General features: G+C 64.8%; 20 protein-coding genes. 8 read left to right on the forward strand and 12 right to left on the reverse strand.

What is annotated here, in order from left to right:
* Nucleotides 1–245: 245 nt before the first annotated feature.
* Complete coding sequence (ybiB, locus tag ACYPXD_RS31650; RefSeq protein ID WP_459721436.1) at nt 246–1,247, forward strand: DNA-binding protein YbiB; 1,002 nt, start codon at nt 246–248, stop codon at nt 1,245–1,247.
* A gap of 562 nt (nt 1,248–1,809) precedes the next feature.
* Nucleotides 1,810–3,501: a 2-isopropylmalate synthase gene (gene leuA / locus ACYPXD_RS31655; RefSeq protein WP_459721439.1), complete on the forward strand. Its 1,692-nt coding sequence runs from the start codon at nt 1,810–1,812 to the stop codon at nt 3,499–3,501.
* A gap of 228 nt (nt 3,502–3,729) precedes the next feature.
* Here the strand turns inward: leuA and ACYPXD_RS31660 are convergent, their stop codons facing one another.
* Nucleotides 3,730–4,113: a nuclear transport factor 2 family protein gene (locus ACYPXD_RS31660; RefSeq protein ID WP_075155694.1), complete on the reverse strand. Its 384-nt coding sequence runs from the start codon at nt 4,111–4,113 to the stop codon at nt 3,730–3,732.
* A gap of 43 nt (nt 4,114–4,156) precedes the next feature.
* Entirely contained in the window at nt 4,157–4,720 is a 564-nt protein-coding gene (locus tag ACYPXD_RS31665; RefSeq protein ID WP_459721443.1) for an acyloxyacyl hydrolase, read from the reverse strand.
* A 361-nt stretch (nt 4,721–5,081) separates the two neighbouring features.
* On the opposite strand from ACYPXD_RS31665, the gene rpoH reads away from it, so the two are divergent.
* The 5 genes from rpoH (at nt 5,082) to cydX (ending at nt 9,555) form a co-directional block, all read left to right on the forward strand.
* Entirely contained in the window at nt 5,082–6,017 is a 936-nt protein-coding gene (gene rpoH / locus ACYPXD_RS31670; RefSeq protein WP_459721446.1) for an RNA polymerase sigma factor RpoH, read from the forward strand.
* A 354-nt stretch (nt 6,018–6,371) separates the two neighbouring features.
* Nucleotides 6,372–6,638 (forward strand): cytochrome oxidase putative small subunit CydP, encoded by a 267-nt coding sequence (gene cydP / locus ACYPXD_RS31675; RefSeq protein WP_459721450.1) that lies wholly within the window; start codon nt 6,372–6,374, stop codon nt 6,636–6,638.
* Nucleotides 6,628–8,217, forward strand: coding sequence for a cytochrome ubiquinol oxidase subunit I (locus ACYPXD_RS31680; RefSeq protein ID WP_459721453.1), 1,590 nt, complete (start codon nt 6,628–6,630; stop codon nt 8,215–8,217). Before cydP ends, ACYPXD_RS31680 begins: the two co-directional genes overlap by 11 nt.
* Before the next feature lie 51 nt (nt 8,218–8,268).
* Nucleotides 8,269–9,405, forward strand: coding sequence for a cytochrome d ubiquinol oxidase subunit II (cydB, locus tag ACYPXD_RS31685; protein WP_459721456.1), 1,137 nt, complete (start codon nt 8,269–8,271; stop codon nt 9,403–9,405).
* Nucleotides 9,406–9,441: 36 nt separating this feature from the next.
* Complete coding sequence (cydX, locus tag ACYPXD_RS31690; RefSeq protein WP_459721459.1) at nt 9,442–9,555, forward strand: cytochrome bd-I oxidase subunit CydX; 114 nt, start codon at nt 9,442–9,444, stop codon at nt 9,553–9,555.
* 61 nt (nt 9,556–9,616) lie between these two features.
* Here cydX and nagE read toward each other — a convergent pair whose 3' ends face one another.
* The 5 genes from nagE to ACYPXD_RS31715 all read right to left on the reverse strand — a co-directional run bounded on the left by nagE (nt 9,617) and on the right by ACYPXD_RS31715 (nt 17,220).
* Nucleotides 9,617–11,449, reverse strand: a complete 1,833-nt coding sequence (gene nagE / locus ACYPXD_RS31695) for an N-acetylglucosamine-specific PTS transporter subunit IIBC (RefSeq protein WP_459721462.1) — start codon at nt 11,447–11,449, stop codon at nt 9,617–9,619.
* A 136-nt stretch (nt 11,450–11,585) separates the two neighbouring features.
* Nucleotides 11,586–14,285 (reverse strand): phosphoenolpyruvate--protein phosphotransferase, encoded by a 2,700-nt coding sequence (gene ptsP / locus ACYPXD_RS31700; RefSeq protein WP_459721465.1) that lies wholly within the window; start codon nt 14,283–14,285, stop codon nt 11,586–11,588.
* 12 nt (nt 14,286–14,297) lie between these two features.
* The gene (locus ACYPXD_RS31705) at nt 14,298–15,305 is read right to left on the reverse strand and encodes an SIS domain-containing protein (RefSeq protein ID WP_459721805.1); all 1,008 of its coding nucleotides are present in this window, start codon (nt 15,303–15,305) and stop codon (nt 14,298–14,300) included.
* Complete coding sequence (gene nagA / locus ACYPXD_RS31710; RefSeq protein ID WP_459721468.1) at nt 15,298–16,401, reverse strand: N-acetylglucosamine-6-phosphate deacetylase; 1,104 nt, start codon at nt 16,399–16,401, stop codon at nt 15,298–15,300. Before nagA ends, ACYPXD_RS31705 begins: the two co-directional genes overlap by 8 nt.
* Nucleotides 16,402–16,485: 84 nt before the next feature.
* On the reverse strand, nt 16,486–17,220 hold the full coding sequence (locus tag ACYPXD_RS31715) for a GntR family transcriptional regulator (protein WP_459721471.1): 735 nt from the start codon (nt 17,218–17,220) through the stop codon (nt 16,486–16,488).
* A 364-nt stretch (nt 17,221–17,584) separates the two neighbouring features.
* Here ACYPXD_RS31715 and ACYPXD_RS31720 point away from each other — a divergent pair, with 364 nt between their 5' ends.
* Nucleotides 17,585–18,511: a bifunctional helix-turn-helix transcriptional regulator/GNAT family N-acetyltransferase gene (locus ACYPXD_RS31720; RefSeq protein WP_459721474.1), complete on the forward strand. Its 927-nt coding sequence runs from the start codon at nt 17,585–17,587 to the stop codon at nt 18,509–18,511.
* Nucleotides 18,512–18,574: 63 nt separating this feature from the next.
* On the opposite strand, the gene ACYPXD_RS31725 is transcribed toward ACYPXD_RS31720, so the two are convergent.
* From ACYPXD_RS31725 to ACYPXD_RS31745, 5 genes are all read right to left on the reverse strand, one after another.
* The gene (locus ACYPXD_RS31725) at nt 18,575–19,411 is read right to left on the reverse strand and encodes a MetQ/NlpA family ABC transporter substrate-binding protein (protein ID WP_459721477.1); all 837 of its coding nucleotides are present in this window, start codon (nt 19,409–19,411) and stop codon (nt 18,575–18,577) included.
* Between the two features lie 415 nt (nt 19,412–19,826).
* Nucleotides 19,827–21,680, reverse strand: coding sequence for a methyl-accepting chemotaxis protein (locus ACYPXD_RS31730; RefSeq protein WP_459721481.1), 1,854 nt, complete (start codon nt 21,678–21,680; stop codon nt 19,827–19,829).
* Between the two features lie 218 nt (nt 21,681–21,898).
* Nucleotides 21,899–22,528, reverse strand: coding sequence for an SCO family protein (locus tag ACYPXD_RS31735; protein ID WP_459721485.1), 630 nt, complete (start codon nt 22,526–22,528; stop codon nt 21,899–21,901).
* A gap of 128 nt (nt 22,529–22,656) precedes the next feature.
* The gene (cyoE, locus tag ACYPXD_RS31740; RefSeq protein WP_459721488.1) at nt 22,657–23,562 is read right to left on the reverse strand and encodes a heme o synthase; all 906 of its coding nucleotides are present in this window, start codon (nt 23,560–23,562) and stop codon (nt 22,657–22,659) included.
* Between the two features lie 6 nt (nt 23,563–23,568).
* Nucleotides 23,569–24,678, reverse strand: a complete 1,110-nt coding sequence (locus ACYPXD_RS31745; protein ID WP_459721491.1) for a COX15/CtaA family protein — start codon at nt 24,676–24,678, stop codon at nt 23,569–23,571.
* Between the last annotated feature and the right edge of the window lie 33 nt (nt 24,679–24,711).

Consider the following 24,711-nt stretch of genomic DNA (forward strand, 5'->3'; position numbering starts at 1 on the left):
TAACGCGGTGATATATCTCTCGCTTGACGGAAAGCTTTCTATGAAAGAAAGCACATACGTTGCGCGGATCGCGTTGCGGCGCGCTCGCGAGCGCCGACCTCAGCGCGGCAACGGCACGCCTGCATCGGCTTCGCCGTGAGGCGAACCACGCGTCATGCGATACTCGACCTGTCACGACTTGCCGATTGCAGCAGCCGATATCGCGCAGGCGCCGCCACCGTCCCGCACAAGACTTCCATCCTCAGATGAACGATTCCGCCGCTACCGCATTGCCCCCTTTCCCGTGCGCCCGCTTCATCAAGGAGATCGGGCGCGGACCGCACGGCGCCCGCGCGCTCGCGCCCGAAGATACGCAGGCGCTCTACAGCGCCATGCTGGATGGCCGCGTGTCGGAACTCGAACTCGGCGCGGTGCTGCTCGCTTACCGTCTGAAAGGCGAGACTGCTGAAGAACTGGCCGCGATGCATGCGGCCGCGCATGCGTCGTTCGAACCGATCCGCGTGACCCACGATGCGTCGAGCGCCATGCCCGCCGTGCCCGCCGTGTCCGCTGTGTCAATCCCGAGCTACAACGGCGCGCGCAAGCAGCCGAACCTCGTGCCGCTGCTCGCGCTGCTGCTTGCGCGCGAGGGCGTGCCGGTGCTCGTGCACGGCGTGACCGAAGACCCGGGCCGCGTCACGAGCGCCGAGATCTTCGCTCATCTGCAGATTGCTGCTGCACAGACGCACAGCGAGATCGAGGACGCGCTCGCCGCGCGCCGCGTCGCGTTCGCACCGATCGAGACGCTCGCACCGAAACTCGCGCGACTGCTCGCGCTGCGCCGCCGGATGGGCGTGCGCAACTCGACGCATACGCTCGTGAAAATCCTTCAGCCGTTCGCGCCGCCGGGGCTGCGGCTCGTCAACTACACGCACCCGCCGTATCGCGAGAGCCTCACGGAGCTTTTCGTCACGCATCCCGACGTCGCCGCGGGCGGTGCGCTGCTCGCGCGCGGCACCGAAGGCGAAGCGGTCGCCGATACGCGCCGCCAGGTCCAGATCGACTGGCTGCACGACGGGCAATGCGACACGCTCGTCGCGCCCGAGCGCTCGTCGGCCGACGCGCCGGCGGTCGATCTGCCCGAAGGACGCGACGCGGCGACCACCGCCGCGTGGATCGCCGACGTACTGGGCGGCGCCGCGCCGGTGCCCACCGCGATCGCGCGTCAGGTCGAAGTGATCGCAGGCATCGCAAAGCGAGCGGCTTGAGGCGCCGCCGCGGCGCGCCCCGCCGCTGTCCTGCCGCAGTTGTCGTGCTGCAGGTCCGCTGCATTGTCACCGAATCGTCAGTTGACATCCGGGCGCCCGCTGACTTACATTCCCCAAATGTGTTCAATCCTGAACTCCCTCCGAATTACCATCGGTCGCCTAGCGCGGCCCCTATCGCTACGTCTAGCGTAAGCAAGGCGTAGCGCCGCGTTTGCCTAAGACTCCCGTCTAAAAAGCTTCCGCGGTCCTCCCTGTCGTTCCCCGTTGTTTCTGCTTCATCCCAAACCGTAGTTCTTCACAACCTGTAGTCGTCTGTGCTCGCCCAAATACCGTTTGGACGAGTCGCGAGGGTCAAATGCACATCGCATGCGCTCTGTTGTCGAACGTGGCCGGCGTCACCATCGCCATTGCGTTCCCGACATCCTTGTTCGTCCGCGCCCGTTCGTTGCTGCCGCTAGCGCCGGCTTCAGCCGCGCACGCGCGGATCGTGCATCCGTGGCGCCAGGCCAGCCGCCTGACGCCGCAACCCACCGCATACGACTAAACGAACAAGGCCATCATCATGTTGAGCAACCCTGCCGAGAAATACCGCCCCTTCCCCGCCGTCCGCCTGAACGGCCGTAAATGGCCGAGCCGTACGATCGGGCACGCGCCGATCTGGATGAGCACCGACCTGCGCGACGGCAACCAGTCGCTGATCGAGCCGATGAGCATTGCGCAGAAGCTCGAATTCTTCGAGATGCTCGTCGCGATCGGCTTCAAGGAAATCGAAGTCGGATTTCCGTCCGCATCGCAGACCGACTTCGATTTCATTCGCAAGCTGATCGACGAGGCGCGCATTCCCGACGACGTGACGATCGAAGTGCTCGTGCAGTCGCGCGAGGACCTGATCGCCCGCACCTTCGAAGCGCTCGCAGGCGCGCCGCGCGCGATCGTGCATCTGTACAACGCGATCTGCCCGTCGTTCCGCAAGATCGTGTTCAACCAGTCGAAGGAGCAGGTGAAGGCGCTCGCCGTCGACGGCACGCGACTGATCCGCCAGTACGCCGACGCGCGGCCGAAAACGCACTGGACCTATCAGTACTCGCCGGAGACGTTCAGCATGACCGAGCTCGCGTTCGCGCGCGAAGTCTGCGACGCCGTCGCGCAAACGTGGCGGCCGACGCGCGATCACAAGATGATCGTGAATCTGCCGGCCACCGTCGAAGCGGCAACGCCGAATGTCTACGCGGACCAGATCGAATGGATGGACCGCAATCTCGGCTACCGCGACAGCATCGTGCTCTCGGTGCATCCGCATAACGATCGCGGCACCGCGGTCGCGGCCGCGGAACTCGCGCTGATGGCGGGCGCCGATCGCATCGAAGGCTGCCTGTTCGGCAACGGCGAGCGCACCGGCAACGTCGATCTCGTCACGCTCGCGCTGAACCTCTACACGCAGGGCATCGACCCGGGCCTCGACTTCTCCGATATCGACGCGGTGCGACGCGTGGTCGAGCGCTGCAACCGGATTGCCGTGCATCCGCGCCATCCGTATGCAGGCGACCTCGTCCACACCGCGTTCTCGGGCTCGCATCAGGACGCGATCCGCAAGGGCCTCGCGCAGCAGGCGCCCGATGCGGTGTGGGAAGTGCCGTATCTGCCGATCGATCCGGCCGATGTCGGGCGCAGCTACGACGCGGTGATTCGCGTCAACAGCCAGTCGGGCAAAGGCGGCGCCACCTATCTGCTCGAGCGCGCCATGGGCTTCGCGCCGCCGCGTCGCGTGCAGATCGAATTCAGCCACGCGGTGCAGGCCGTCGCGGATCAGTCGGGCGCCGAAGTCAGCGCGGAAGCGATCTGCGCATTGTTTGCGCGCGAGTACTTTGACGTCGCGGGCCCCGCGCGGCGTGTCGACGCGCAGAGTGTGCATTGGGAGGGCCGCGCGATCCGCGTCGGCACGGCGGCTGCAGCGGCGGCCGCCCGGCCGGGAGCCGGCAGTGGCGCGCATGACGCCTACGCGCAACACATCGCGGGTGAAATCGCGTCGGCGGCAGGGCGGCGCATCGACATCACGTCCTGCGAAATCGTGCGCGCGACCGACGGCCGTATCGCCGTCTTCGTCGGCTGCCGCGTCGGAGACGACACGCTGCGGCACGGCGCCGGCATCGCCACCGACGAGGCGACGGCGGTCATCGACGCGGTGATCAGCGGCATCAACCGCTCCGGCGTATGGGTGTCGGTGTCGCCCGAGCCGATCAGGGTCGCGGCCTGACATCGCTTGCGGGCGCCACGCGGGAAAGAGCGCGAAAGAGCGGGAAAGAGCGGGAAAGGAGTCGAAAGAAACGCGAGAAGCAGGCAGGCAGTGCGCCGAGGAAGCAGGACGCGGGCAGTTCAGATCGGATTGCCTCGCGTGAACGGCCGGCTCAAAAGGCGCGGCCGGAACAGCAGTGACAGCGTGACCGGGAAACGCAGCAATCGCAACGGGCGCACCCGCGCGTCGTCACTCGAGCGCGCAGCGCGTCGCCTGCCAGGCAATCAGGCGCCACTGCCCTTCTTCCTGCGCCTGAATCGCGGTGTAAGCAATCGGAAAGAGCAGCGCGCCGTTGTTCGCTTCCATCTCGATCAAGGCGCGCCCCGTGACGACACAGGTCTCGCGCCCCACCGGCAGCACATCCTGCGACTGGATCTCGATCTGGCGATAGCGGCGGCGGCCCGCAGTGATCGCGTCGATGAACTGCTGCTTCGTCTCGCGTTTGCCGTTCGTGTGGACGTAGATCACGCTGTCCGACAACAACGCGTCGAGCTGCGGCCCATTGCCGTCAACCATCGCGCGAAAGCGTTCGCGTTCGAGCCCGCGAATCGCCTCGATCACTTTAGCGGCCATCGCATTCGCCCCTTCACGACGGAGCCGAAAGCGGCCGCGGTCGTCAGAAGTTGTACTGCACGTAGACTTGCTGGAAATTTATACCAGGATTGGGCTCTTTGATACTGGCGTTGGACAGGTGCTGAAAGCGATATCCGACCTGGTAGTGCTGTTTCTCGCCGAGTCCGAAGCCGACCCCCACCATATCCGCGAACTGGAACGAGGAGCTCATCGTGAAGTTGGTCGACTGCCGCGCATGAGTAAGCAGTCGAACGCCGATACCCGCTTCGAGGTACGGCCGAATCCAGCCGCTGCCCTTGATAAACCGCACGACCGGCGTGACGCCGAATTCGCCGAGGTTCCTGTTCACGTTGCCTTCACCGGTGTTCCACCACGCCGCGTGCGCCTCGCCGACCAGCGAGAAATGCCAGTCGCCCATTTGCCACCAGGTGAGATTCGGGTCCCACACGAAACCAAGATCGACCTTGCTGGTGTGGCGGTCCGCCCACCCGCCTGCTACCTGAAACCCGAACTGATCAGCCGCCGCGACCCCGGAAAGACCGAGAAAAGTTGCCGCGCAAACACCTTTTAGTACCAGATCACGCCAAAACTCTTTGTTTTCGTTCATCTTGCGCCCTGAATTTGGCAGGTTGAACCTTAAGTTGAGTTGAGTGCAAAACGACTATTTTTGAGACAGCAGCACGTATCGTTCCGTGGAAATGCCGCCACGGCTGCCGCGGGCTTCTGCGTTTTGCATAACATCATGCGCCCTACATGCCCACAACCGCAGTGCGGATGAATCCTAACCTGCTAGGGAGTTTCTCGCAGGCAGGGTACAATACTATTGAGAATTAGGTTTCGATAGGAAAAGCGGGAACTTGGATGACCCTAGGGCCTCTAAGTGTTAGCACTCGGTAGACTTGAGTGCTAACATCCATGGTGGCGCCGCTTAAAAACGGCGTTTTGTCTGACCCAAAGGAGTACGCTACGTGAGTAACGCAATGACCCTTCCGAATACTCTCAGCCCGTTGTCGGCTAAGGCCGGCTCGGCAGGTGCACTGACGCTCGCGCACGCTTCGCTTCTGCCCGGGCAGCTGGGCAATATCGACGCCTACATCCAGGCCGTGAACCGGATTCCGATGCTGACGCCGGCAGAAGAGCGGCAGTTCGCGACGGAATTCCGCGAGCAGAACAACCTCGAGTCCGCCCGGCGGCTGGTTCTGTCGCACCTGCGGCTGGTGGTGTCGATCGCACGCAACTATCTCGGCTACGGCCTGCCGCACGCGGATCTGATTCAGGAAGGCAACATCGGTCTGATGAAGGCGGTGAAACGCTTCGATCCCGAGCAGAACGTACGTCTCGTGTCGTACGCCATGCACTGGATCAAGGCCGAGATCCACGAATACATCCTGCGCAACTGGCGCATGGTGAAGGTCGCCACAACAAAGGCGCAGCGCAAGCTGTTCTTCAACCTGCGCAGCCATAAGCAGGGTTTGCAGTCGTTCACGCCTGACGAAATCGAAGGCCTCGCGAAAGAGCTGAACGTGAAGCGCGAGGAAGTCGCCGAGATGGAAACCCGCTTGTCGGGCGGCGATATCGCGCTGGAAGGCCAGGTCGAGGACGGCGAAGAATCGTTCGCGCCGATCGCCTACCTCGCGGATTCGCACAGCGAGCCGACTGCGGTGCTGGCGCAGCGTCAGCGGGACAAGCTGCATAGCGACGGCATTGCCTCCGCGCTGGAGTCGCTCGACGCGCGCAGCCGCCGGATTATCGAGGCGCGCTGGCTGCAAGTCGAAGACGATGGCTCGGGCGGCTCGACGCTGCACGAACTGGCGGATGAATTCGGCGTGTCGGCGGAACGTATTCGCCAGATCGAAGCAAGTGCGATGAAGAAGATGCGCAGCGCGCTCGCTGAGTACGCATAACCACGTATAACGCATGAATGCCGGGCGCTGTCCCGGCACACGAACACCCACACCGACGAAGGTTCTTCCGAACTTTCGTTCGCGACACTCAAAAAGCCCTGCCGTCGAAAGACCGGCAGGGCTTTTTTATTTCCGCTCGCCTCGCGTCCCCGATTTCGACATTGCCGGCGTTGCGTTTCCTTGACCTGGCGCAATGCGGATCACAATACTTGTATCGTAAGGATGCCTTCGCGACTTCATGCCGCACGGCGCACTACGCGCAGCGGCAAACGCGCTCCTAGAATCGTTATGCATCCGGCAAACGCTACGCACACCGACGCGCGGCCGGCCGGGTGACGTCGTTGTCAACCGATCATGACCATAACGCTGAATCTCAGGAACTCACTGCGCGCCGCATCATGGACGTGGACGCGCATCGCAGGCTGGGCGCGCGGCCCGACCTTCGCACGCGACATCGCGATCGTGCTCGCAATCAAGTTTGTGTTGCTGTTCGCGCTCAAGTTTGCATTTTTCAACCATCCGCAGGCGCAGCACATGTCGCTGCCGCCCGAGCAAGTCGCGCAGGCACTGCTGTCGGTGCCCGCATCGAATCCGTCCGAAGGTGATCACCATGCCCGTTAGCGAAGTCGTCGATCTTTCGCGTCTTCAGTTCGCCGTTACGGCGCTCTACCATTTTCTGTTTGTCCCGCTCACGCTCGGGCTGTCGTGGCTTCTTGTGATCATGGAATCGGTCTACCTGATGACCGGCAAACAGATCTACAAGGACATGACCCAGTTCTGGGGCAAGCTGTTCGGCATCAACTTTGCCATGGGCGTCACGACCGGCCTCACGCTCGAATTCCAGTTCGGCACGAACTGGTCGTACTACTCGCATTACGTCGGCGATATTTTCGGCGTGCCGCTTGCGGTCGAAGGATTGATGGCGTTCTTCCTCGAATCGACGTTCGTCGGGCTCTTTTTCTTCGGCTGGAACCGGCTTTCGCGCGTCCAGCATCTGATCGTCACGTTTCTCGTCGCGCTCGGCTCGAACCTGTCGGCGCTGTGGATTCTCGTGGCCAACGGCTGGATGAACAATCCGGTCGGCGCCGAATTCAACTACGAAACGATGCGCATGGAACTCGCGAATCTGTTCGACGTCGTGTTCAATCCGGTCGCGCAGGTGAAATTCGTACATACGGTGTCGGCCGGTTATGTGACGGCGTCGATGTTCGTGCTCGGCGTGTCGTCGTGGTATCTGCTCAAGCGCCGCGACACCGAATTCGCGTTGCGTTCGTTCGCGATCGCGGCGGGCTTCGGTCTCGCCTCGACGCTTTGCGTGATCGTGCTCGGCGACGAATCCGGCTATCGCACCGGCGAAGTGCAGCAGGTCAAGCTCGCGGCGATCGAATCCGAATGGGAAACCTCGCCGGCGCCCGCGCCCTTCACCATCATCGGTATTCCGAATCAAAAGGAAGAGCGGACCGACTACGCGATCCGCATTCCATACGCGCTCGGCATTATCGCGACGCGTTCGCTCGACGAGCCCGTCGTCGGCCTCAAAGAGCTGATGGCGCGCCACGAAGTGCGCATCCGCAACGGCATGCTCGCGTACGAGGCACTGCAGCGGCTCAAGCAAGGCGACACGAGCGACGAAGCGCGCGCCGCGTTCGATGCGCACAAGGCCGACCTCGGCTACGGGCTGCTGCTCAAGCAGTTCACGCCGAACGTCACCGACGCCACGCCCGAACAGATCCAGCAGGCCGCGAAAAAGACCATTCCGCCGGTCGCGCCCGTCTTCTTTTCGTTCCGCCTGATGGTCGGCCTCGGCATTCTGTTTCTCGCGACATTCGTGCTCGCATTCTGGTTCTGCGCGCAGCGTTCGCTGCTGCTCGAGAAACGCCGCTGGTTTCTGCGCTGGGCCGTCTGGGCGATCCCGCTGCCGTGGCTGGCCGCGGAGTTCGGCTGGATCGTCGCCGAAGTCGGCCGCCAGCCGTGGACGATCGCCGGCATTCTGCCGACCTCGCTATCCGCATCGAGCCTTGCGCCGAGCGATCTCTATCTGAGTCTCGCGGGCTTTATCGTGTTCTACACGGCGCTTTTCATCATCGAGATCATGCTGATGTTCAAGTACGCGCGGCTCGGACCGTCGTCGTTGCATACCGGGCGCTATCACCACGAGTTGCCCGGCGAGCAGCCGGTCGGCGTGAAAACGGCCGCGTAATTCGGCGCCATCCGATACGCCTCTTTCTGCACAGAAACGGAAAACATCATCATGGATTACGCAACCCTCAAACTGATCTGGTGGGTGCTGATCGGCGTGCTGCTGATCGGCTTTGCGCTCACCGACGGCTTCGATATGGGCGCCGCGATACTGCTGCCATTTATCGGCAAGAACGATAACGAACGGCGCATCGTCGTGAATACCGTCGGCGCAACCTGGGAAGGCAATCAGGTCTGGCTCGTCACCGCGGGCGGCGCGATGTTCGCGGCGTGGCCGCTTGTTTATGCGGCGTCGTTCTCGGGCTTTTATTTCGCCATGCTGCTCGTGCTGTTCGCGCTGTTCTTCCGGCCGGTCGGCTTTGACTACCGCGGCAAACGCGAACACGCGGGATGGCGCAACGCGTGGGATTGGGCCTTGTTCGCCGGCGGCTTCGTGCCGGCGCTCGTGTTCGGCGTGGCATTCGGCAATCTGCTGCAAGGCGTGCCGTTCGCGTTCGATCAGGATCTGCGCTCCACTTACCACGGCAGTTTTTTCGCGCTGCTCAATCCGTTTGCGCTGCTGTGCGGACTCGTCAGCGTGTCGATGCTCGTGGCACACGGCGCGGCGTTCGTCAGGATGAAGACGGACGGCGTGATCGCCGAACGGGCCGCGCGCGCGCTGCGCATCGCGGCGCTTGTCGCCGTCGTGCTGTTTCTGCTCGCGGGCGCATTGATCGCGACGGCGATCGGCGGCTACCAGATCGTCGATGCCGCACCGCTCGACACCGTGTCGAACCCGCTGCTAAAGAGTGTGATCGGCGCGCCCGGTTTGTGGCTTGCGAATTACGCGCTGTACCCGTGGATGCTGGCGGCGCCGATCGCGGGTGTGCTCGGCGCCCTGCTCGCGGCACTGCTCGCGAAATCGCGCTTCGAGACGAGCACGTTTCTCGCGACATCGCTGATGGTGATCGGCGTGATTCTGACAGCGGGCTTCTCGATGTTCCCGTTCATCATGCCGTCCTCGCTCGACGCGCGCAGCAGCCTGACGGTCTGGGATTCAACATCGAGCCACATGACGCTGCAAATCATGCTGATCGCGGTCGTCATTTTTCTGCCGATCATTCTCGTCTACACGAGTTGGGTCTATCGCGTGATGCGCGGCAAGGTCACCGCGCAAGCGCTCGAGCAAAACAGTCACTCGATGTATTGATTGCGCGCGCCGCACTAACAACAAAGGAGCATGTCGATGTGGTATTTCAGCTGGATTCTCGGCATTGGCGTCGCACTCGCGTTCGGCATTATCAACGTGATGTGGCTTGAAGCGCGCCGTGCATCAGAGGCCGTGAAAGCGAAGCGGTAAACGCAATGCGGCGCCCTCGTATCGAGGGCGCCGCATTGTTGTGTTTACAACCGAATCCGTATCAAGCCGGCTGTGCCGCCGCGCCGCCGATCGCCGGCAAACGCACCGACAACTGCTGTGCATAGCGCTGCGCTGCCTGCCCGACGACGATATGGAACGTGTCGGGCGATACCCACGCGACGTCCAGCACGCCAAGCCGTTGACGATCCACCGCCGACGCATCGCGCACCACGATGCGCAGACGTGTCGCCGCGACGGCCTGCAACGACACGACATTCGTCGCGCCGCCGAATACCGCAAGCCAACGCAGCGGGTCGGGATCGAGCGGCCCGCTGACCGCTGCCGATGCCGATGCCGCGGCAACGACCGCCGCCGTCTGAGCAGCAGCCGACGATGCGGCCGCCGCCTTTGCCCCCGCGCCGGCCGTACCGGCAGCCGTGTCGGTATGCACAGCGCCAGCCGCGCCCGCACCTTGCCCGATCGTCGTGCGAATCTCGTCGGCGATGATGTCCGCCTCGGGCCCGATAATCACCTGCACGTTCGTCGAGCCGCGCTTCAACACGCCACGCGCGCCGATCGCTTTCAGGTCGGCATCGGAAACCTTCTGCGAATCCACCACCGACAGGCGCAAACGCGTCGTACACGCATCGACAACGGTCAGATTGCCCGCACCGCCCAGCGCCGCGATATAACGCTGCGCACGCGTGAGCGCCGCACCCGCGACTGGCGCCGCATACCCGCCTTCGACTGCCGAAGAAGCCGCTTGGGCGGCATCGGCGTTGTCGGCTTCGCGACCCGGCGTCGCCATATTGAACTTGCGGATAAAGAAGCGGAACAGGCCGTAGTAGATGACCGCATACGCAAGCCCGATCGGAATCGCTTCCCAGCCCTTCGTCGACAGCCCGTAGTTCAGCGCATAGTCGATCGCGCCGGCCGAGAACGTGAAGCCGAGGTGAATGCCGAGCGCCGAGCAGATCGCGAGCGCGAGGCCCGTGAGCACCGCGTGAATCGCATACAGCACCGGCGCAAGGAACATGAAGCTGAATTCGATCGGCTCGGTGACGCCGGTCAGGAACGACGTCAGCGCCATCGAGAACAGCAGGCCGCCGACCATCGCGCGGCGCTCTTTCGGCGCCTCGTGGAACATCGCGAGACACGCGGCCGGCAGGCCGAACATCATGACCGGGAAGAAGCCCGTCATAAAGGTGCCCGCGCTCGGGTCGCCGGCGAAGAAGCGATGCAGATCGCCCGTCACCGCGGCGCCGTTCGGCGGCGTGAACGAGCCGAACACGAACCACGCGAGCGAGTTCAGGATGTGATGGAGGCCCGTCACGAGCAGCAGCCGGTTCAGCAGGCCGAACACGAATGCGCCGATCGCGCCGGCCGTCGTGAGCCAGTGGCCGGCCGCGTCAATGGCCGACTGCACAGGCGCCCACGCATAGCCGAACGCGATACCCAGCACGAGACACACCACGCCTGTCACGATCGGCACGAAGCGTTTGCCGCCGAAGAACGCGAGGTAATCGGGCAGCTTGATGTCCTTGTACCGGTTGTACAGCATCCCGGCCACGATACCCGCGACGATCCCCGACAACACGCCCATATTGAGCTTGTCGTTGATGTCCTTCATCACCGCGATTTCGACGAGGTAACCGATCGCGCCAGCGAGCGCCGCCACGCCGTTATTGTCTTTCGCAAAACCGACCGCGACGCCGATGGCGAACAGCAGCGGCAGATTGTCGAAGATCGCACCGCCAGCGTCGGCGATCATCTTGATGTTGAACACATCCGGCTGTCCGAGCCGCAACAGCAGGCCCGCAACCGGCAGCACCGCAATCGGCAGCATCAGCGCGCGACCGAGGCGCTGCACTTTCAGAAAAGGATTTGCATCCATGGCCTACTCCACTCCACCTTTCTTTTGATTGGGACGTCGTTTCGACATCCATAACATGCATCGGGCACGCGTCGGCGCGGCATGCATGAACCATGAGCCGCGCGTTCGCGCTTTCGTGCCTTCGCCTGGTTTTCGCCTAATCGAGCGGCCAGTGTGCCCGGCTCGCCGTTCTTACCGCTTGCGCCGAATCGAGCGCGAGCGCATCCTGCGCGCGCTGCCGGCACTGCTGATAATCGAGTTTGCGCACGCGCGCCTTGATCGCCGGCACCGACGGCGGATCGACCGACAGCTCGGTGACGCCGAGGCCGACCAGCAGCGGCACCGCGAGCGGATCGCCGGCCAGCGCACCGCACACGCCGACCCACTTGCCATGCTTCTGCGCGCCGCGCACGGTCGCATCGACGAGGCGCAACACGGCCGGATGCAGGCCGTCGGCCTGTGCCGCGAGATCGGGCTGGCAGCGGTCCATCGCGAGCGTGTACTGCGTGAGATCGTTGGTGCCGATCGACAGGAAATCCGCGTGCCGCGCTAGCTGATCGGCCAGCAGAGCCGCCGACGGCACTTCGATCATCACGCCCACTTCGACAGGCTCGGCACGGCCCGCTTCACGCGCAAGCTCGTCGATGCGGCGACGCAGGCGGACGAGTTCGCCGGCATCGGTCACCATCGGCAACAGGATGCGCACGGCGCCGACCGGCTGCACGGCGAGCAGCCCGCGCAACTGGTCGTCGAGCAGGTCCGGACGCACCTGCGCGAGCCGGATACCGCGCAAGCCGAGCGCCGGGTTCGGCTCCGGCGGCAGCGTCAGATAGTCGACTTCCTTGTCCGCGCCGACATCGAGCGTGCGGATGATCGCGGTGCGTCCCGCGAGCGCCTCGACGATCGCCTGGTAGCTCTGACGATGTTCGTCGACAGTGGGCGCGGCCTGACGGTGGATAAACAGCAGTTCGGTGCGCAACAGGCCGACGGCGTCGGCGCCGTTTTCGACCGCCGTCTTCGCATCGTCGAGTGTCGCGATGTTCGAGGCGACCTCGATGCCGCGGCCGTCGCTCGTTGCCGCGACCTGATGCGACGCGCGGCGGTTCGTTTCGCGCACGCCGGCGAGGCGCCGGCATTCGTTACGCGCGCGCTCGACGTCGCGGGCGCTTGGGGCGTATTCGAGCCGGCCGTTCGTTGCATCGACAACGACTTGCGTATCTTCCGCGATCAGGTGCAGCGCGTCGCCCATCGCGACGAGCGCCGGAAGGCCGAGCTGGCGCGCGATGATCGCCGCATGCGACGTCGCGCCGCCGCGCGCCATCACAAGCGCGGTCACGCGCGTGCGATCGAGCGACGACAGATCGGACGGCGTGAACTCGTCGGCGGCCAGCACCGCTTCTTCGGGCAGCACGCGCACCGCGGTGTTCGCCAGCCCCAGTGCACGCAGCACGCGTTTGCTGATATCGCGCAGATCCGCGGCGCGCTCCGCGAGCAGCGCGTCGTCAACGTTCGCGAGTATCGCGATCTGCGTGCGGATCGCTTCGCGCCATGCGAAGCCGGCGCTTTTGCCGAGGCTGATCAGATCGCGCGCCGCATCGACGAGTGTCGGGTCTTCGAGCAATACACGGTGGACGGTGAAGATGCCGGCCGCGCCGACGGCGCCGCGCTGCGACGCATCGCGCACCGTCGAATTGAGCTCGGCGTCGACGGCGGCGATCGCTTTGTCGAGACGCCGGCTTTCCGACGCCGGCGTGCCGGCTGCCTGCTCGGGCGGCACGATATCGGCATCGTCCCAGCGCACGAGCTTGCCGACCGCGACGCCCGGCGCCGCGCACACGCCGGCCAGCGTGTTCGGCGCAAGCGCATTCGAAGCAGACGCCGAAGCAGCGCCCTTCGCGACTGCCGCGTTCGCCGCGTTCGCCGCGTTCGCCGCAGCGACACCCGCGGCTTGCGGCGCCGGCGATACCTGCCGCGCGGGCTTCTCTTCGTTCTCGCCGTGCGCTTCGCGCGTCAGCTCGTTCGCGACCGCTTCGACGGCCGCGGCCGCCTGCCCGCCGATACCGAGAATCTCCACCGTCGCCCCTTCGCCCGCCCCAAGGCCAAGCAACCCGACGACGCTTTCCACCGGCGCCTTGCGCCCGTTGAAACGCACTTCGACGCGCGCATCGAAACCGCGCGCCGCTTCGCGCACGCGCGCGGCGGGCCGCGCATGCAGGCCGCCGGCGTGCGTCAGCGTGACCTGCCGGCGCGCCTCTTCGGTAATGGCGCTCGCACCGCGCGCGACGGCATCCGCGGCGCCGTCGCGCGCACGCAGCACGAGCAGCGGTGTTTCGCCGGCCTTTAGCGTGCCGCCGGCACTGCTGCGCTCGACGATCTCGAACGCATCCGAATTGGCGATCGCGACCACCGACACGAGACTCGGCGCGGAACACGCGACGATGTCCTGGTCGAACTCGATCAGCACGTCGCCGGCGCGCACCTGCGCCCCTTGCTCGACCATCGGCGCGAAGCCTTTGCCGTTCAGCGCGACGGTGTCGATGCCGATATGCAGCAACACCTCCGCGCCTTCCGGCGTCACGATCGTCGCCGCGTGTCCCGTGCGTGCAATATGGGTGACCACGCCGTCGCACGGCGCGACCAGTCTGCCCTCGAGCGGATCGACGCCGATCCCGTCGCCGAACATGCCGCCCGAGAAGACCGGGTCGGGCACATCCGCGAGCAGCACGACCGGCCCGCTCAACGGCGCGATCAAAACGATATGACCCGGAACGATATGGCCCGCGATTTCACCAGCCGGTTGGCTGGTCGTGGGGCTCGCCGTATGGCTCGTCAAAACTGTCTCCTCGACACGTCGCATCTGTTTTTCCGATCAGTGAGTTTCTGTGACCTTGTTCAGATGGCGAGGCGCGTCAGGGTTACGTCCGCGGGCAGCCGCAAGGCCGGCCGCCATCACATAGAAGGAAAGGATCGCGGCGATCGGATCGAGCGCCGCGTTGGCTGTCGATACGAGCGGCAGCGTGCGCTCCGCGACGCCGTCCGGCGCCGCGAGCAGCACGCGCGCACCGCGCGCGCGCATATCGCGCGCGAGTTGCAGCAAGCCGGCCTGTTCGGGTCCGGGCAGCGCAAACACGAGCAGCGGATAGTCGCGGTCGATGAGCTCCATCGGGCCATGACGCACTTCGGCGCTCGAGAACGCTTCGGCCTGGATGCCCGAGGTTTCCTTGAGCTTGAGCGCCGCTTCCTGCGCAATCGCAAGACCCAGGCCGCGGCCGATCACGATCATGCGCTCGACGCCGCGCAATTCGTCGACGGCGGGCGACCAGTCGAGCACGCCGGCCTTCTGCAACGCATCGGGCAAGGTGCGCAGCGCGTCGAGCAGCGCGGCATCGCGTTGCCAGCGCGCGACCAGCTGCGCGGAAACGGACAGCATCGCGATATAGCTTTTGGTTGCGGCAACGCTGACTTCCGGACCGGCGACGAGCGGCAGTTGCCATTCGCAGACGTCGGCAAGCGGCGATTGCGGCGCGTTCACCGCGGCGACGGTCAGCGCGCCCGCGTCGCGCAGCGCGGCCATCGTGCCGACGAGGTCGGGGCTTTTGCCCGATTGCGAGAACGCAATCGCGAGCTGTTCGCGCACGCGCAGCGGCGCTTGCTGCAGCGTCGCGACCGACATCGGCAGCGACGCGACGGGCACGCCGAGCCGGCTCATCGCGAGGCTCGCGAAGTAGCTCGCCGCGTGGTCCGAGCTGCCGCGCGCGACAGTCAGCGCGACATCGCGCGGGCGCGCCGACAGGCGCACCGCGAGCGCCTCGACATACGAGGTATCGGCGAGTTGCGCCGCGACCGCTTCAGCGGACGCGAGCGCCTCTTTAAGCATATTCGACAATCGATTCTCCTTCGACGTATGTCGCGGTCAGCGCCAGTTCACGATCGAACACGACGACATCGGCCCACGCGCCACGCGCGATACGGCCTCGGTCTTCGATGCCGAGGTAGTCGGCGGCATGACGCGACAGACGGTTTGAAACATCGGCCATCGGCAGGCCGAGCGAACACAGGTTGCGCAACGCCTGATCCATCGTCAGCGTGCTGCCGGCGAGGGTGCCGTCTGCAAGACGCACGCCGCCAAGACACTTCGTCACATGCTGGCTGCCGAGGCGGTATTCGCCGTCGGGCATGCCGGTCGCCGACGTGCTGTCGGTCACGACGTAAAGGCGCGGAATCGCGCGCATCGCGGCGCGAATCGCACCAGGATGCACATGCAGCAGATCGGGAATGATCTCCGCGTATTCGGCGTGCGCAAGCGCCGCGCCGACCATGCCCGGGTTGCGGTGATGCAGCGGCGACATGGCGTTGAACAGGTGCGTGAAGCCGCGCGCGCCGTGCTTCATCGCGGCGACCGCATCGTCGTACGTGCCCAGCGAATGACCGAGCTGCACGCGTACGCCGCGTGCGGCGATCTCCGAGATGATGTCCATATGGCCGGCGATTTCCGGCGCGATCGTCACCACGCGGATCGGCCCGAGCGAGAGGTACTTCAACACCTCGTCGAGCACCGCGGACACGGCGGCGTCCGGCTGCGCGCCGAGCTTGCCCGGATTGATGTACGGACCCTCGAGATGCACGCCGAGCACGCGCGAGCCGCCCGGCGTGCGATTGCGCGCGGCGTCGGCGAGGCCCGCGACGACGTCCATCAGTTCCTCGCGCGGCGCGGTCATCGTCGTCGCGAGCAGGCTCGTCGTGCCATGACGCGCATGCGTGCGCGTGATCGCCTCGATTGCGTTGCCCGCCTCCATCACGTCGGCGCCGCCGCCGCCGTGCACATGCAGATCGATGAAGCCCGGCAGGATATAGGGCGCGTCGTTCGTCGACGGATCGGCCACATGGCCTGTCAGCGCCGTGATGCGGCCGTTCTCGAATTCGAGCGAGCCGTGGATCCAACCATCGGTGGTGAGTATGTTTCCGGTCAGCATGGGTCTCTCTGGAAGCCTGGTGCGATGAGCGTGATGCAATGCATGACAGAAGCCGCGCGGCGGTGTTCCGCCGCGGCGGCATGTTTAAAGGCGCAGCTCGGCGACGAAGTCGTAGTAGTCGTCCCGGCAGTACGTATCCGTGAGTTCGATCGCGCGCTGGTCCGCGCTATAGCCGACGCGGGTGATCAGGAGCAGCGCGGTGCGCGGCTCGATGTCCATCAGCGCGGCGATTTCGCTTGACGCGTTGACCGCGCGAAAGTGCTGCAGCGCGCGTACCACGGCAATGCCGCGCTGCTCGAGCCAGGTGTACAGCGAGCCGTCGATCAGCAGCGGGTCCGGCACGATCGACATCGGCAGCGCCGTGTGCTCGACCGCCATCACGATGCCGTCCGCGCGGCGCAGACGGCGCAGGTTCGCCACACTCGCGCCCGGCGACAGGCCGAGATGCACGATCTCATCGCGGCTCGCCGCGCGCACGTCGCGCTCGAGCCAGATCGAGTCCGGCCTGAAGCCGCGCTGCTCCATCTTCTTCGTGAAGCCCATCAGCCGCGACAGCGGATCTTCGACGCGCGGCGTAATGAAACTGCGCGCACCGGGCGCGCGGCGAATCAGTCCCTGCTCGACGAGCAGCGCGATCGCCTTGCGTGCCGTGATGCGCGACACACCGATCGAATCCGACAGCGTGCGCTCGGACGGCAACGCCTCGCCCGCCGACCAGACGCCGCAATGAATCGCCGTTGCAAGATTGCGCGCGAGTTGCAGATACAGCGGCGTCACATTGCGCGCGTCGGGCATCAAGGCGGACCAGCGTGTTTCCATGGAACTCCAGCGGAATCGAGTGAACGAAGGCGTGGCGTGGTATCGAAATCGGAGCCCATTATATAACCAAGATAGTACCAATTAAATAAACTGGTATCTAATCGGTATTGTTGTATAAACTATTGTTTTTAAAAGAATTTCATGCGATTCAGGGCATTTTTGCGATGCAAGTTCGGACCAGGACATACCCGAATCGCTGTCTCCTCTAGTACCAGCGAACGCCGGACCGGTCAGATCCGACGATTGCACATTCTCGGGGCAACATGCATGCGCGCAAGGCGGACACTGCCAACCTGTGTAGGTTTTATGCCCCGATCGATCCGAATATAGTTGCCGCCAGGTAAAAACTACTGGAGCCACCACGGTGTCCGATTCCACCGCATTGCGACGCGCGGAAGCCGTCCGCCATTTCAATCGCTTCTACACGAAGCACATCGGCGAACTCCACGCGCATTTGCACAATAGCGAGTTCTCGCTCACCGAAGTCCGCGTGCTGCGTGAGCTCGCGCTCGGCCGCGTGCAGACCGCTGCCGGACTTGCACGCGGTCTCGGTCTCGACAGCGGCTATCTGAGCCGGCTCCTGACCGGCTTCGAGCGGCGCAAGCTGATCCACCGACGTCCATCGGTCGCCGACGCGCGGCAATCGATGCTATCGCTGACGGATGCGGGCCGCGCCGCGTATCAGCCGCTCGACGCGGCGGCGATCGGTGAAGTGTCGGCGATGCTCGCCAAGCTCGCCGACAACTCGCAGGAACAGCTGATCGCCGCGATGAAACTGATCGAGCGTCTCGTCAACGAACGGCCGCGGCACGGCGCCGTCATGCTGCGCGGGCCGAGAGCCGGCGACTACGGTTTTCTCGTGCAACGCCAGGCGCAGCTGTTCGCGAACGGGCACGGCTGGGATCAGCGATTCGAAGGCTTGCTGGCGCGAACGGTGGCCGCGTTTTCGGAGGATCACGATCCGCAGCGCGAAACCTGCATGATTGCGGAGCAGCAGGGAACGGTTGCCGGATCCGCGCTGATCACGCGGCAAGCGGCGGATACCGCGACGGTGCAGATGCTGTATGTCGAGCCGGACGTGCAGCGTCTCGGTATCGGCACGCATCTGATGAACGAGTGTGTGAGCTTTGCGAGGCGCGCCGGCTACGCCAAGCTGTCGGTGACGACGGAAAGCACCTTGCTCGACGCGCGGCGCCTGTTCGAGCACGCCGGCTTGACGCGCATGAGCGCCGAGCCGGAGCAGCGTTTCGGCCGCCGGCTCGTGCTCGAGCGCTGGATACGCAATCTTTGAATGGCAACGTAGATAGCCGGGCCGTCAGGCCGGGCCGCTTGCTGCCTCAAAAAGCCCTATGCATCAGAACGACGGCACGACCGAGCCCTTGAACTCGGTCTTGATGAACTGGCGCACGTCGTCCGACTGATACGCGGCCACGAGCTTCTTCACCCACGGCTTGTCCTTGTCCTGTGCGCGAACCGCGATCAGGTTCGCGTACGGGCTATGCACGTCTTCGAGCGCGATCGCGTCGCGGGTCGGCTGCAGGCCCGCGGCCAGCGCGAAGTTGGTGTTGATCGCGGCGGCGTCCACGTCGGCAAGCGAACGCGGCAATTGCGCGGCGTCGAGTTCGACGAGCTTCACCTTCTTCGGAAGGTCGGCGACGTCGAGCGGCGTCGCGTTGTTTCCGTTCGTGCCGGCGCCAGGCTTCAGCTTCAGCACGCCTTGCGCCTGCAGCAGCAGCAACGCGCGGTTCTCGTTCGAAGGATCGTTCGGCACCGCCACCTTCGCGCCCTGCGGCAGATCCTTCAGCGACTTCAGTTTCTTCGAGTAGACGCCGAGCGGCGAGATATAGGTAAGGCCGACGTTCACGATCTTGTAGCCGCGCTGCTTGACCTGGCTGTCGAGGTACGGCTGGTGCTGGAAGCTGTTTGCGTCGAGATCGCCGGCGTCGAGCGCCGCGTTCGGCTGCACGTAGTCGTTGAACTCGATGACCTTCACGTTGAGGCCCTCGCGTTTGGCAACCTTCTGGACCACTGACCAGATTTGCGCATCGGGTCCGCTGATCGTGCCGACCTTGATGACCTTGTCGGCGCTGTTGCTGCTACCGTTGTCGGCGGCGTGAACGCCGGCGCCTGTCGTCAGCGCTGCGCCCGCGATGACGGCGGACAAGGCTTTGAGGATGTTTCTACGCTGCATGTGATTCTCGCTTGACGGCTTTTCTATCGATTGCTGATTCGAGCGACGTGCGCTGCCTATCCCGTATCCCGTATCCGGTGCCGGCGCCCGTCGCTGGGCGTGAATGGTCTCACAGCGTTTTTGTAAACGGAAATACAGTGATCGCATAGGGTTATGCGACGGTATGGCGCGGGCATGCGGCGCGGCGGCGCGATCGCGGTAAGCGGACTTTGCGGCGGCGCGTGTCGTTCGTTGCGATGGGCTGCGATGGGCTGCGATGGGCTGCGATGGGCTGCGATGAGCTGCGGTGGGCTGCGATGGGTCGCCATAGGCTGCGATAGGCTGCGGGCGCGCATCAACGCAAACGGCGCGCCCGAGGGCGCGCCGCTGGTTTGCTTGCGCTGTTGCAGTTATCGCTCGAAGCTCGACCGCACGCTCAGAATGTCGTCCAGTCGCCGTCGTCGACGGGCTTGGCAGCGCGTGGCGGCGCTATTGGCGCGTCGGCCTTCGCCGCCGCCGCAGTACGTGCGTCCGTTGCATCCGCTGCGGACGCTCCCGTCGCGGCCTGCTTCTGCGCGGCACGCGCGGCCGCCGGCGTCGCCGCTGCAGATGCAGCAGAGGCGGCGAAAGTCGCTACCCCCGACGACCCGGCCAAGGCCTTCATCGCAGTCGGTTTTGCGCCGCGTTTTTCGATAGCCGGCTTCACGCCGCTGGGCAACGCAACGCGCTGCGCGGCAGTCGATGCCTGTGCATCGGTCACGCGAAAAGCGTTGACCGCCTCGCGCAAGCGCGCCGCCTGATCCTGCAACGACGCGGCAGCGGCCGTCGCCTCTTCGACGAGCGCCGCGTTCTGCTGCGTCACTTCATCCATCTGCGTGACCGCGCGTCCGACCTGCGAAATGCCGCTGCTCTGCTCTTCGGAGGCCGCGGCGATCTCGCCCATGATGTCGGTCACGCGCCGCACCGCCTGCAGGATTTCGCCCATCGTCGCGCCGGCCTGCTCAACGAGCGCCGAGCCGTTGTTCACACGCTCGACCGATGCGCCGATCAGTTGCTTGATCTCTTTCGCCGCCGTCGCACTGCGCTGCGCGAGGCTGCGCACTTCCCCCGCGACCACCGCGAAGCCGCGGCCCTGCTCGCCCGCGCGCGCTGCTTCGACTGCCGCATTGAGCGCAAGGATATTTGTCTGGAATGCAATGCCCTCGATCACGCCGATGATGTCCGCGATCTGCCGCGAGCTGTCGTTGATCTCGCCCATCGTGCCGATCACGCGGCTCACCACGTCGTTGCCCTTCGTCGCGATATCGGATGCGTTGTTCGCGAGGCCGCTCGCCTGCCGCGCGTTGTCGGCGTTCTGCTTCACCGTGGCGGTCAGTTCTTCCATGCTCGCGGCCGTTTCCTGCAGCGATGCGGCCTGCTGTTCGGTGCGCTGCGACAGGTCGTTGTTGCCTGCCGCGATCTGCTGCGTCGCCGACGCGATTGCTTCGGCCGAATGCCGGATCTCGCCGATCGCGCGTTGCAGGCGGTCCTGCATCGCACCCATCGCCGCCATCATGCTCGACGTGTCGCTCGCGCGCACGTTGACGAACTGCGTCAGATCGCCGGTCGCAATGCGCGCGGCCAGTTGCGCCGCCTCTTGCGGTTCACCGCCGAGCCCGTTGCGGATGCTGCGCATCACGACAATCATCGCGAGCGTAATCAGCGCGCCAATCACCAGCACGGCCACGAGATGCTCGACGAGATTCCGGTAGTACGCCGTATCGATATCGCGCACGAACACGCCGCTCGTGATGTACCAGTCCCACGGCGCGAAGCGCTCGACGTAGCTGAGCTTCGGCAAAGCCGTTTCGGTGCCCGGCAGGCGGCCGCGATATTCGGTAAAGCCGCGGCCCGTCGCCTTCGCGCTGTCGAGCACCGACATATAGAGCAGCTTGCCGTCCGGATCCTTGAAATCGCCGACCGGCTTACCGACCATCTGCGGCAGCGTCGGGTGCATCAGCACGACCGGCTTCGAGTCGATCACGAACAGGTAGCCGGCATCGCCGTAGCGCATCGTCGCCAAGCGAGCCAGCGCTTCGCGTTGCGCGTCGGCTTCGTTGAGCTTGCCGGCCTGCGATTGTGCGTAATAACCGTTCACGACGTTCTGCGCCGCGTCGACGAGATTCACCATGCCGGCCTTGCGCTCGGCCAGCATCGTCGAACGCGTTTCGACCGCGCTCAGCAGCCCGATGCCCAGCAACCCCAGCCAGACAAGCGCGAGCGACAGCCACAGCTTGCGATTCAGACTCATCCCGCTCATTGTTTTGGTCTCTTTCGTGTGGTTCTTCGGCAATGCGGGTGCGCGCGGATGCAGCGCAAACGATTGCTTACAGGATAACGGCACGAAAGGAAGGTGACTTGAACGGGCGTGCTAAAGACGAAATGCGGGTGAACGCGCCGCCGTGGCGCGGGTTTGTCCGCGGGTTTGGGCCGCGGGTTGGGCAGCAGACGGGGTCGCGGATGGGTCGTCTAACCGAGCAGCAGCTTGATATCGTGAACCCACGGGCCCGAGCCCTGGCCATCGCGTGCGAAAAGCCGCAGACGGCCGTCCGGGTCGAACACATAGCTCGCCGCGGTGTGATCCATCGTGTAGCTGTCGGGCGTCTTGCCCGGCACCTTCGCGTAGTAGACGCGGAAGTCTTTTGCGATCTTGTCGAGCTGCGCCTTGTCCGCGGGACGCAGGCCGACGAAAGTCGGGTTGAACGCGGGTACGTACTCGCCGAGCAGCGCCGGCGTATCGCGCTCAGGGTCGAGCGTGACGAACAGCACCTGCACGCGTTTAGCGTCCGCGGGCCCGAGTTGCTGCATCGCCTGTGAGAGCTCGGCCATGGTCGTCGGACACACGTCGGGGCAATGCGTGTAGCCGAAGAACAGCACGACCACCTTGCCCTTGTAGTCGGCCAGCGTGCGCATCTTGCCGCTCGTGTCGGGCAGCGAAAAATCGGTCGCGAACTGCTTGTTGCCCGTGATATCGACGTTCTGGAACGCGGGCGCATCCTGGCCGCAGCCGGCGACGAGCGCGGCGCCGCCAAGCGCACAAACCGCAACGGCGATGCGCGCGACGCGCGTCGCGAGAGCAAACCGGTTCTTTTTCAGCATGGCATGAGTGGCAGCAGCTACGGTGGGAGGACCAAGGCCAGCGCCGCGTTCAGCGCCGGCCTTACGCGCCCGCTTGTGCGTCGCTTGTGCGTCGCCTGTGCGTCGTCTGTGCGTCGTCTGAGTGTCGCTTATGCGCCGATCAAGGCGCGCGCATAGTGATCGATCAGCAAGGCCGCGAACAGCAACGACAGATAAACGATCGAGTAACGAAAGGTCTTACGCGCAAGCGCGTCGGAATATTCCCGGTAGATCTTCCACGCGTAACCGAGAAACACGGCGCCGAGCAGCACCGCCGCGCTCAGATACACGAGACCGCTCATCCCCGAGACAAACGGCATCAGCGTCACGGCGAACAGAATAACCGTGTACAGGAAGATATGCAGACGCGTGTACTGCTCGCCGTGCGTGTTCGGCAGCATCGGCAGGCCTGCGTTTTCATAGTCTTTGCGGCGATACAGCGCGAGCGCCCAGAAGTGCGGCGGCGTCCACACGAAGATGATCAGCACGAGAATCCATGCGTCGCCGGGCACGTGGCCCGTCACCGCTGCCCAGCCGAGCGCCGGCGGCATCGCGCCCGACGCGCCGCCGATCACGATGTTCTGCGGCGTATAGGGCTTGAGCAGCAGCGTGTAGATAACCGCATAGCCGACGAACGTGGCGATGGTGAGCCACATCGTCAGCGCATTCGTGAACGTGTAGAGCGTCCACATGCCGAGGCCGCCGAGCACGGCCGAGAACAGCAGGATCTGCGTCGTGGTGATTTCGCCGCGCGCGGACGGGCGCCACGCGGTGCGACGCATCATCGCATCGACCTTCTGCTCGACAAGACAGTTGATCGCGAACGCGGCGCCCGCGAGCAGCCAGATGCCGATCGTGCCGCCGATCAGCACGGTCCACGGCACCATGCCCGGCGTCGCGAGGAACATGCCGATCACCGCGCAGAACACGGCGAGCTGGGTGACGCGCGGCTTCGTCAGCGCGAGGTATTGGGAGATCCGGTTACCGGATGAATGGAGGAGAGTTGTGCTGTCCATGTGGGGTCACGCTGGTGCGGCATCGCGCGCGGGCAACATGGCGCGGCCGGGACGGCTAGAAGCGATTCGAAAGTTTAGCATAACGAGTAGCAGCAGCAGGACTGCGGCGCCGCCGTTATGGGCGACCGCAATCGGCAACGGCCATTGCAGCACGATGTTCGACAGGCCCGTAAAAAACTGGATGACGATCACGAGCAGCACGCCGTTCGCGGGCCGCCGCAGCGACTCGAAACGGCGCAGCTTGACCGCGAGCCACAGGAGGTACGCAACGACGACGACGGCGAACGTGCGATGTGTCCAGTGGATCGCGACGAGCGCGTCCTGCGTGATCATGTCGCCGTCGCCGTTCATGCCGAGCGCGCGCCACAGGTGGAAACCGTGCGCGAAGTCCATCGGCGGCAGCCACTGGCCGTTGCAGGTCGGGAAGTCGGTGCACGCGAGCACCGCATAGTTCGTGCTGACCCAACCGCCCAGCGCAATCTGCACGATCAGCAGGATCAGGCCCGCCAGGGCGGCCGTGCGCCAACGGCCGGCGGCCGGCTCCAGCACGGGCAACGGCGTTTGCCGCGCCGCGAGCCAGCCGAGCGCGCCGAGCAGCGTCAGGCCGAGCAGCAGATGCGTCGTGACGATCACGGGCTGCAGTTTCATCGTCACGGTCCACGCGCCGAACACGCCCTGCACGACAATCAGCAGGAGCAGCGACGTGGGCCACCACGGCGATACATGCAAAGGACGCTTGCGGATACGCGCCGTCCACGCAATCAACACCTGCGCGATGATCAGCACGCCGATTGCCATCGCGAAGTAGCGATGGATCATCTCGATCCACGCTTTGGTCATGCTGACCGGCCCGGTCGGCATCGCCTGGAAGGCGGCCGAAATCGCCGCATGCGCGATAAACGGCGACGACGTGCCGTAGCAGCCGGGCCAGTCGGGGCAGCCGAGGCCGGAATCGGTGAGCCGCGTGAAGCCGCCGAACATCACGAGGTCGAGCGTCAGAAACGTCGTGACCCAGACGAGCTTGCGGAATTTGTCGTCGTCGGCCTTGACCCAGACGTACGAGAGCGGCAGCAGTGCGATGCACAGTCCGATCAGGCCGAGTTGCAGTACGAACATCCGTGTCTACCTCTATCTCTATCTCGCGGGCTT

The sequence above is a fragment of the Paraburkholderia sp. 2C genome (genome assembly GCF_054589215.1).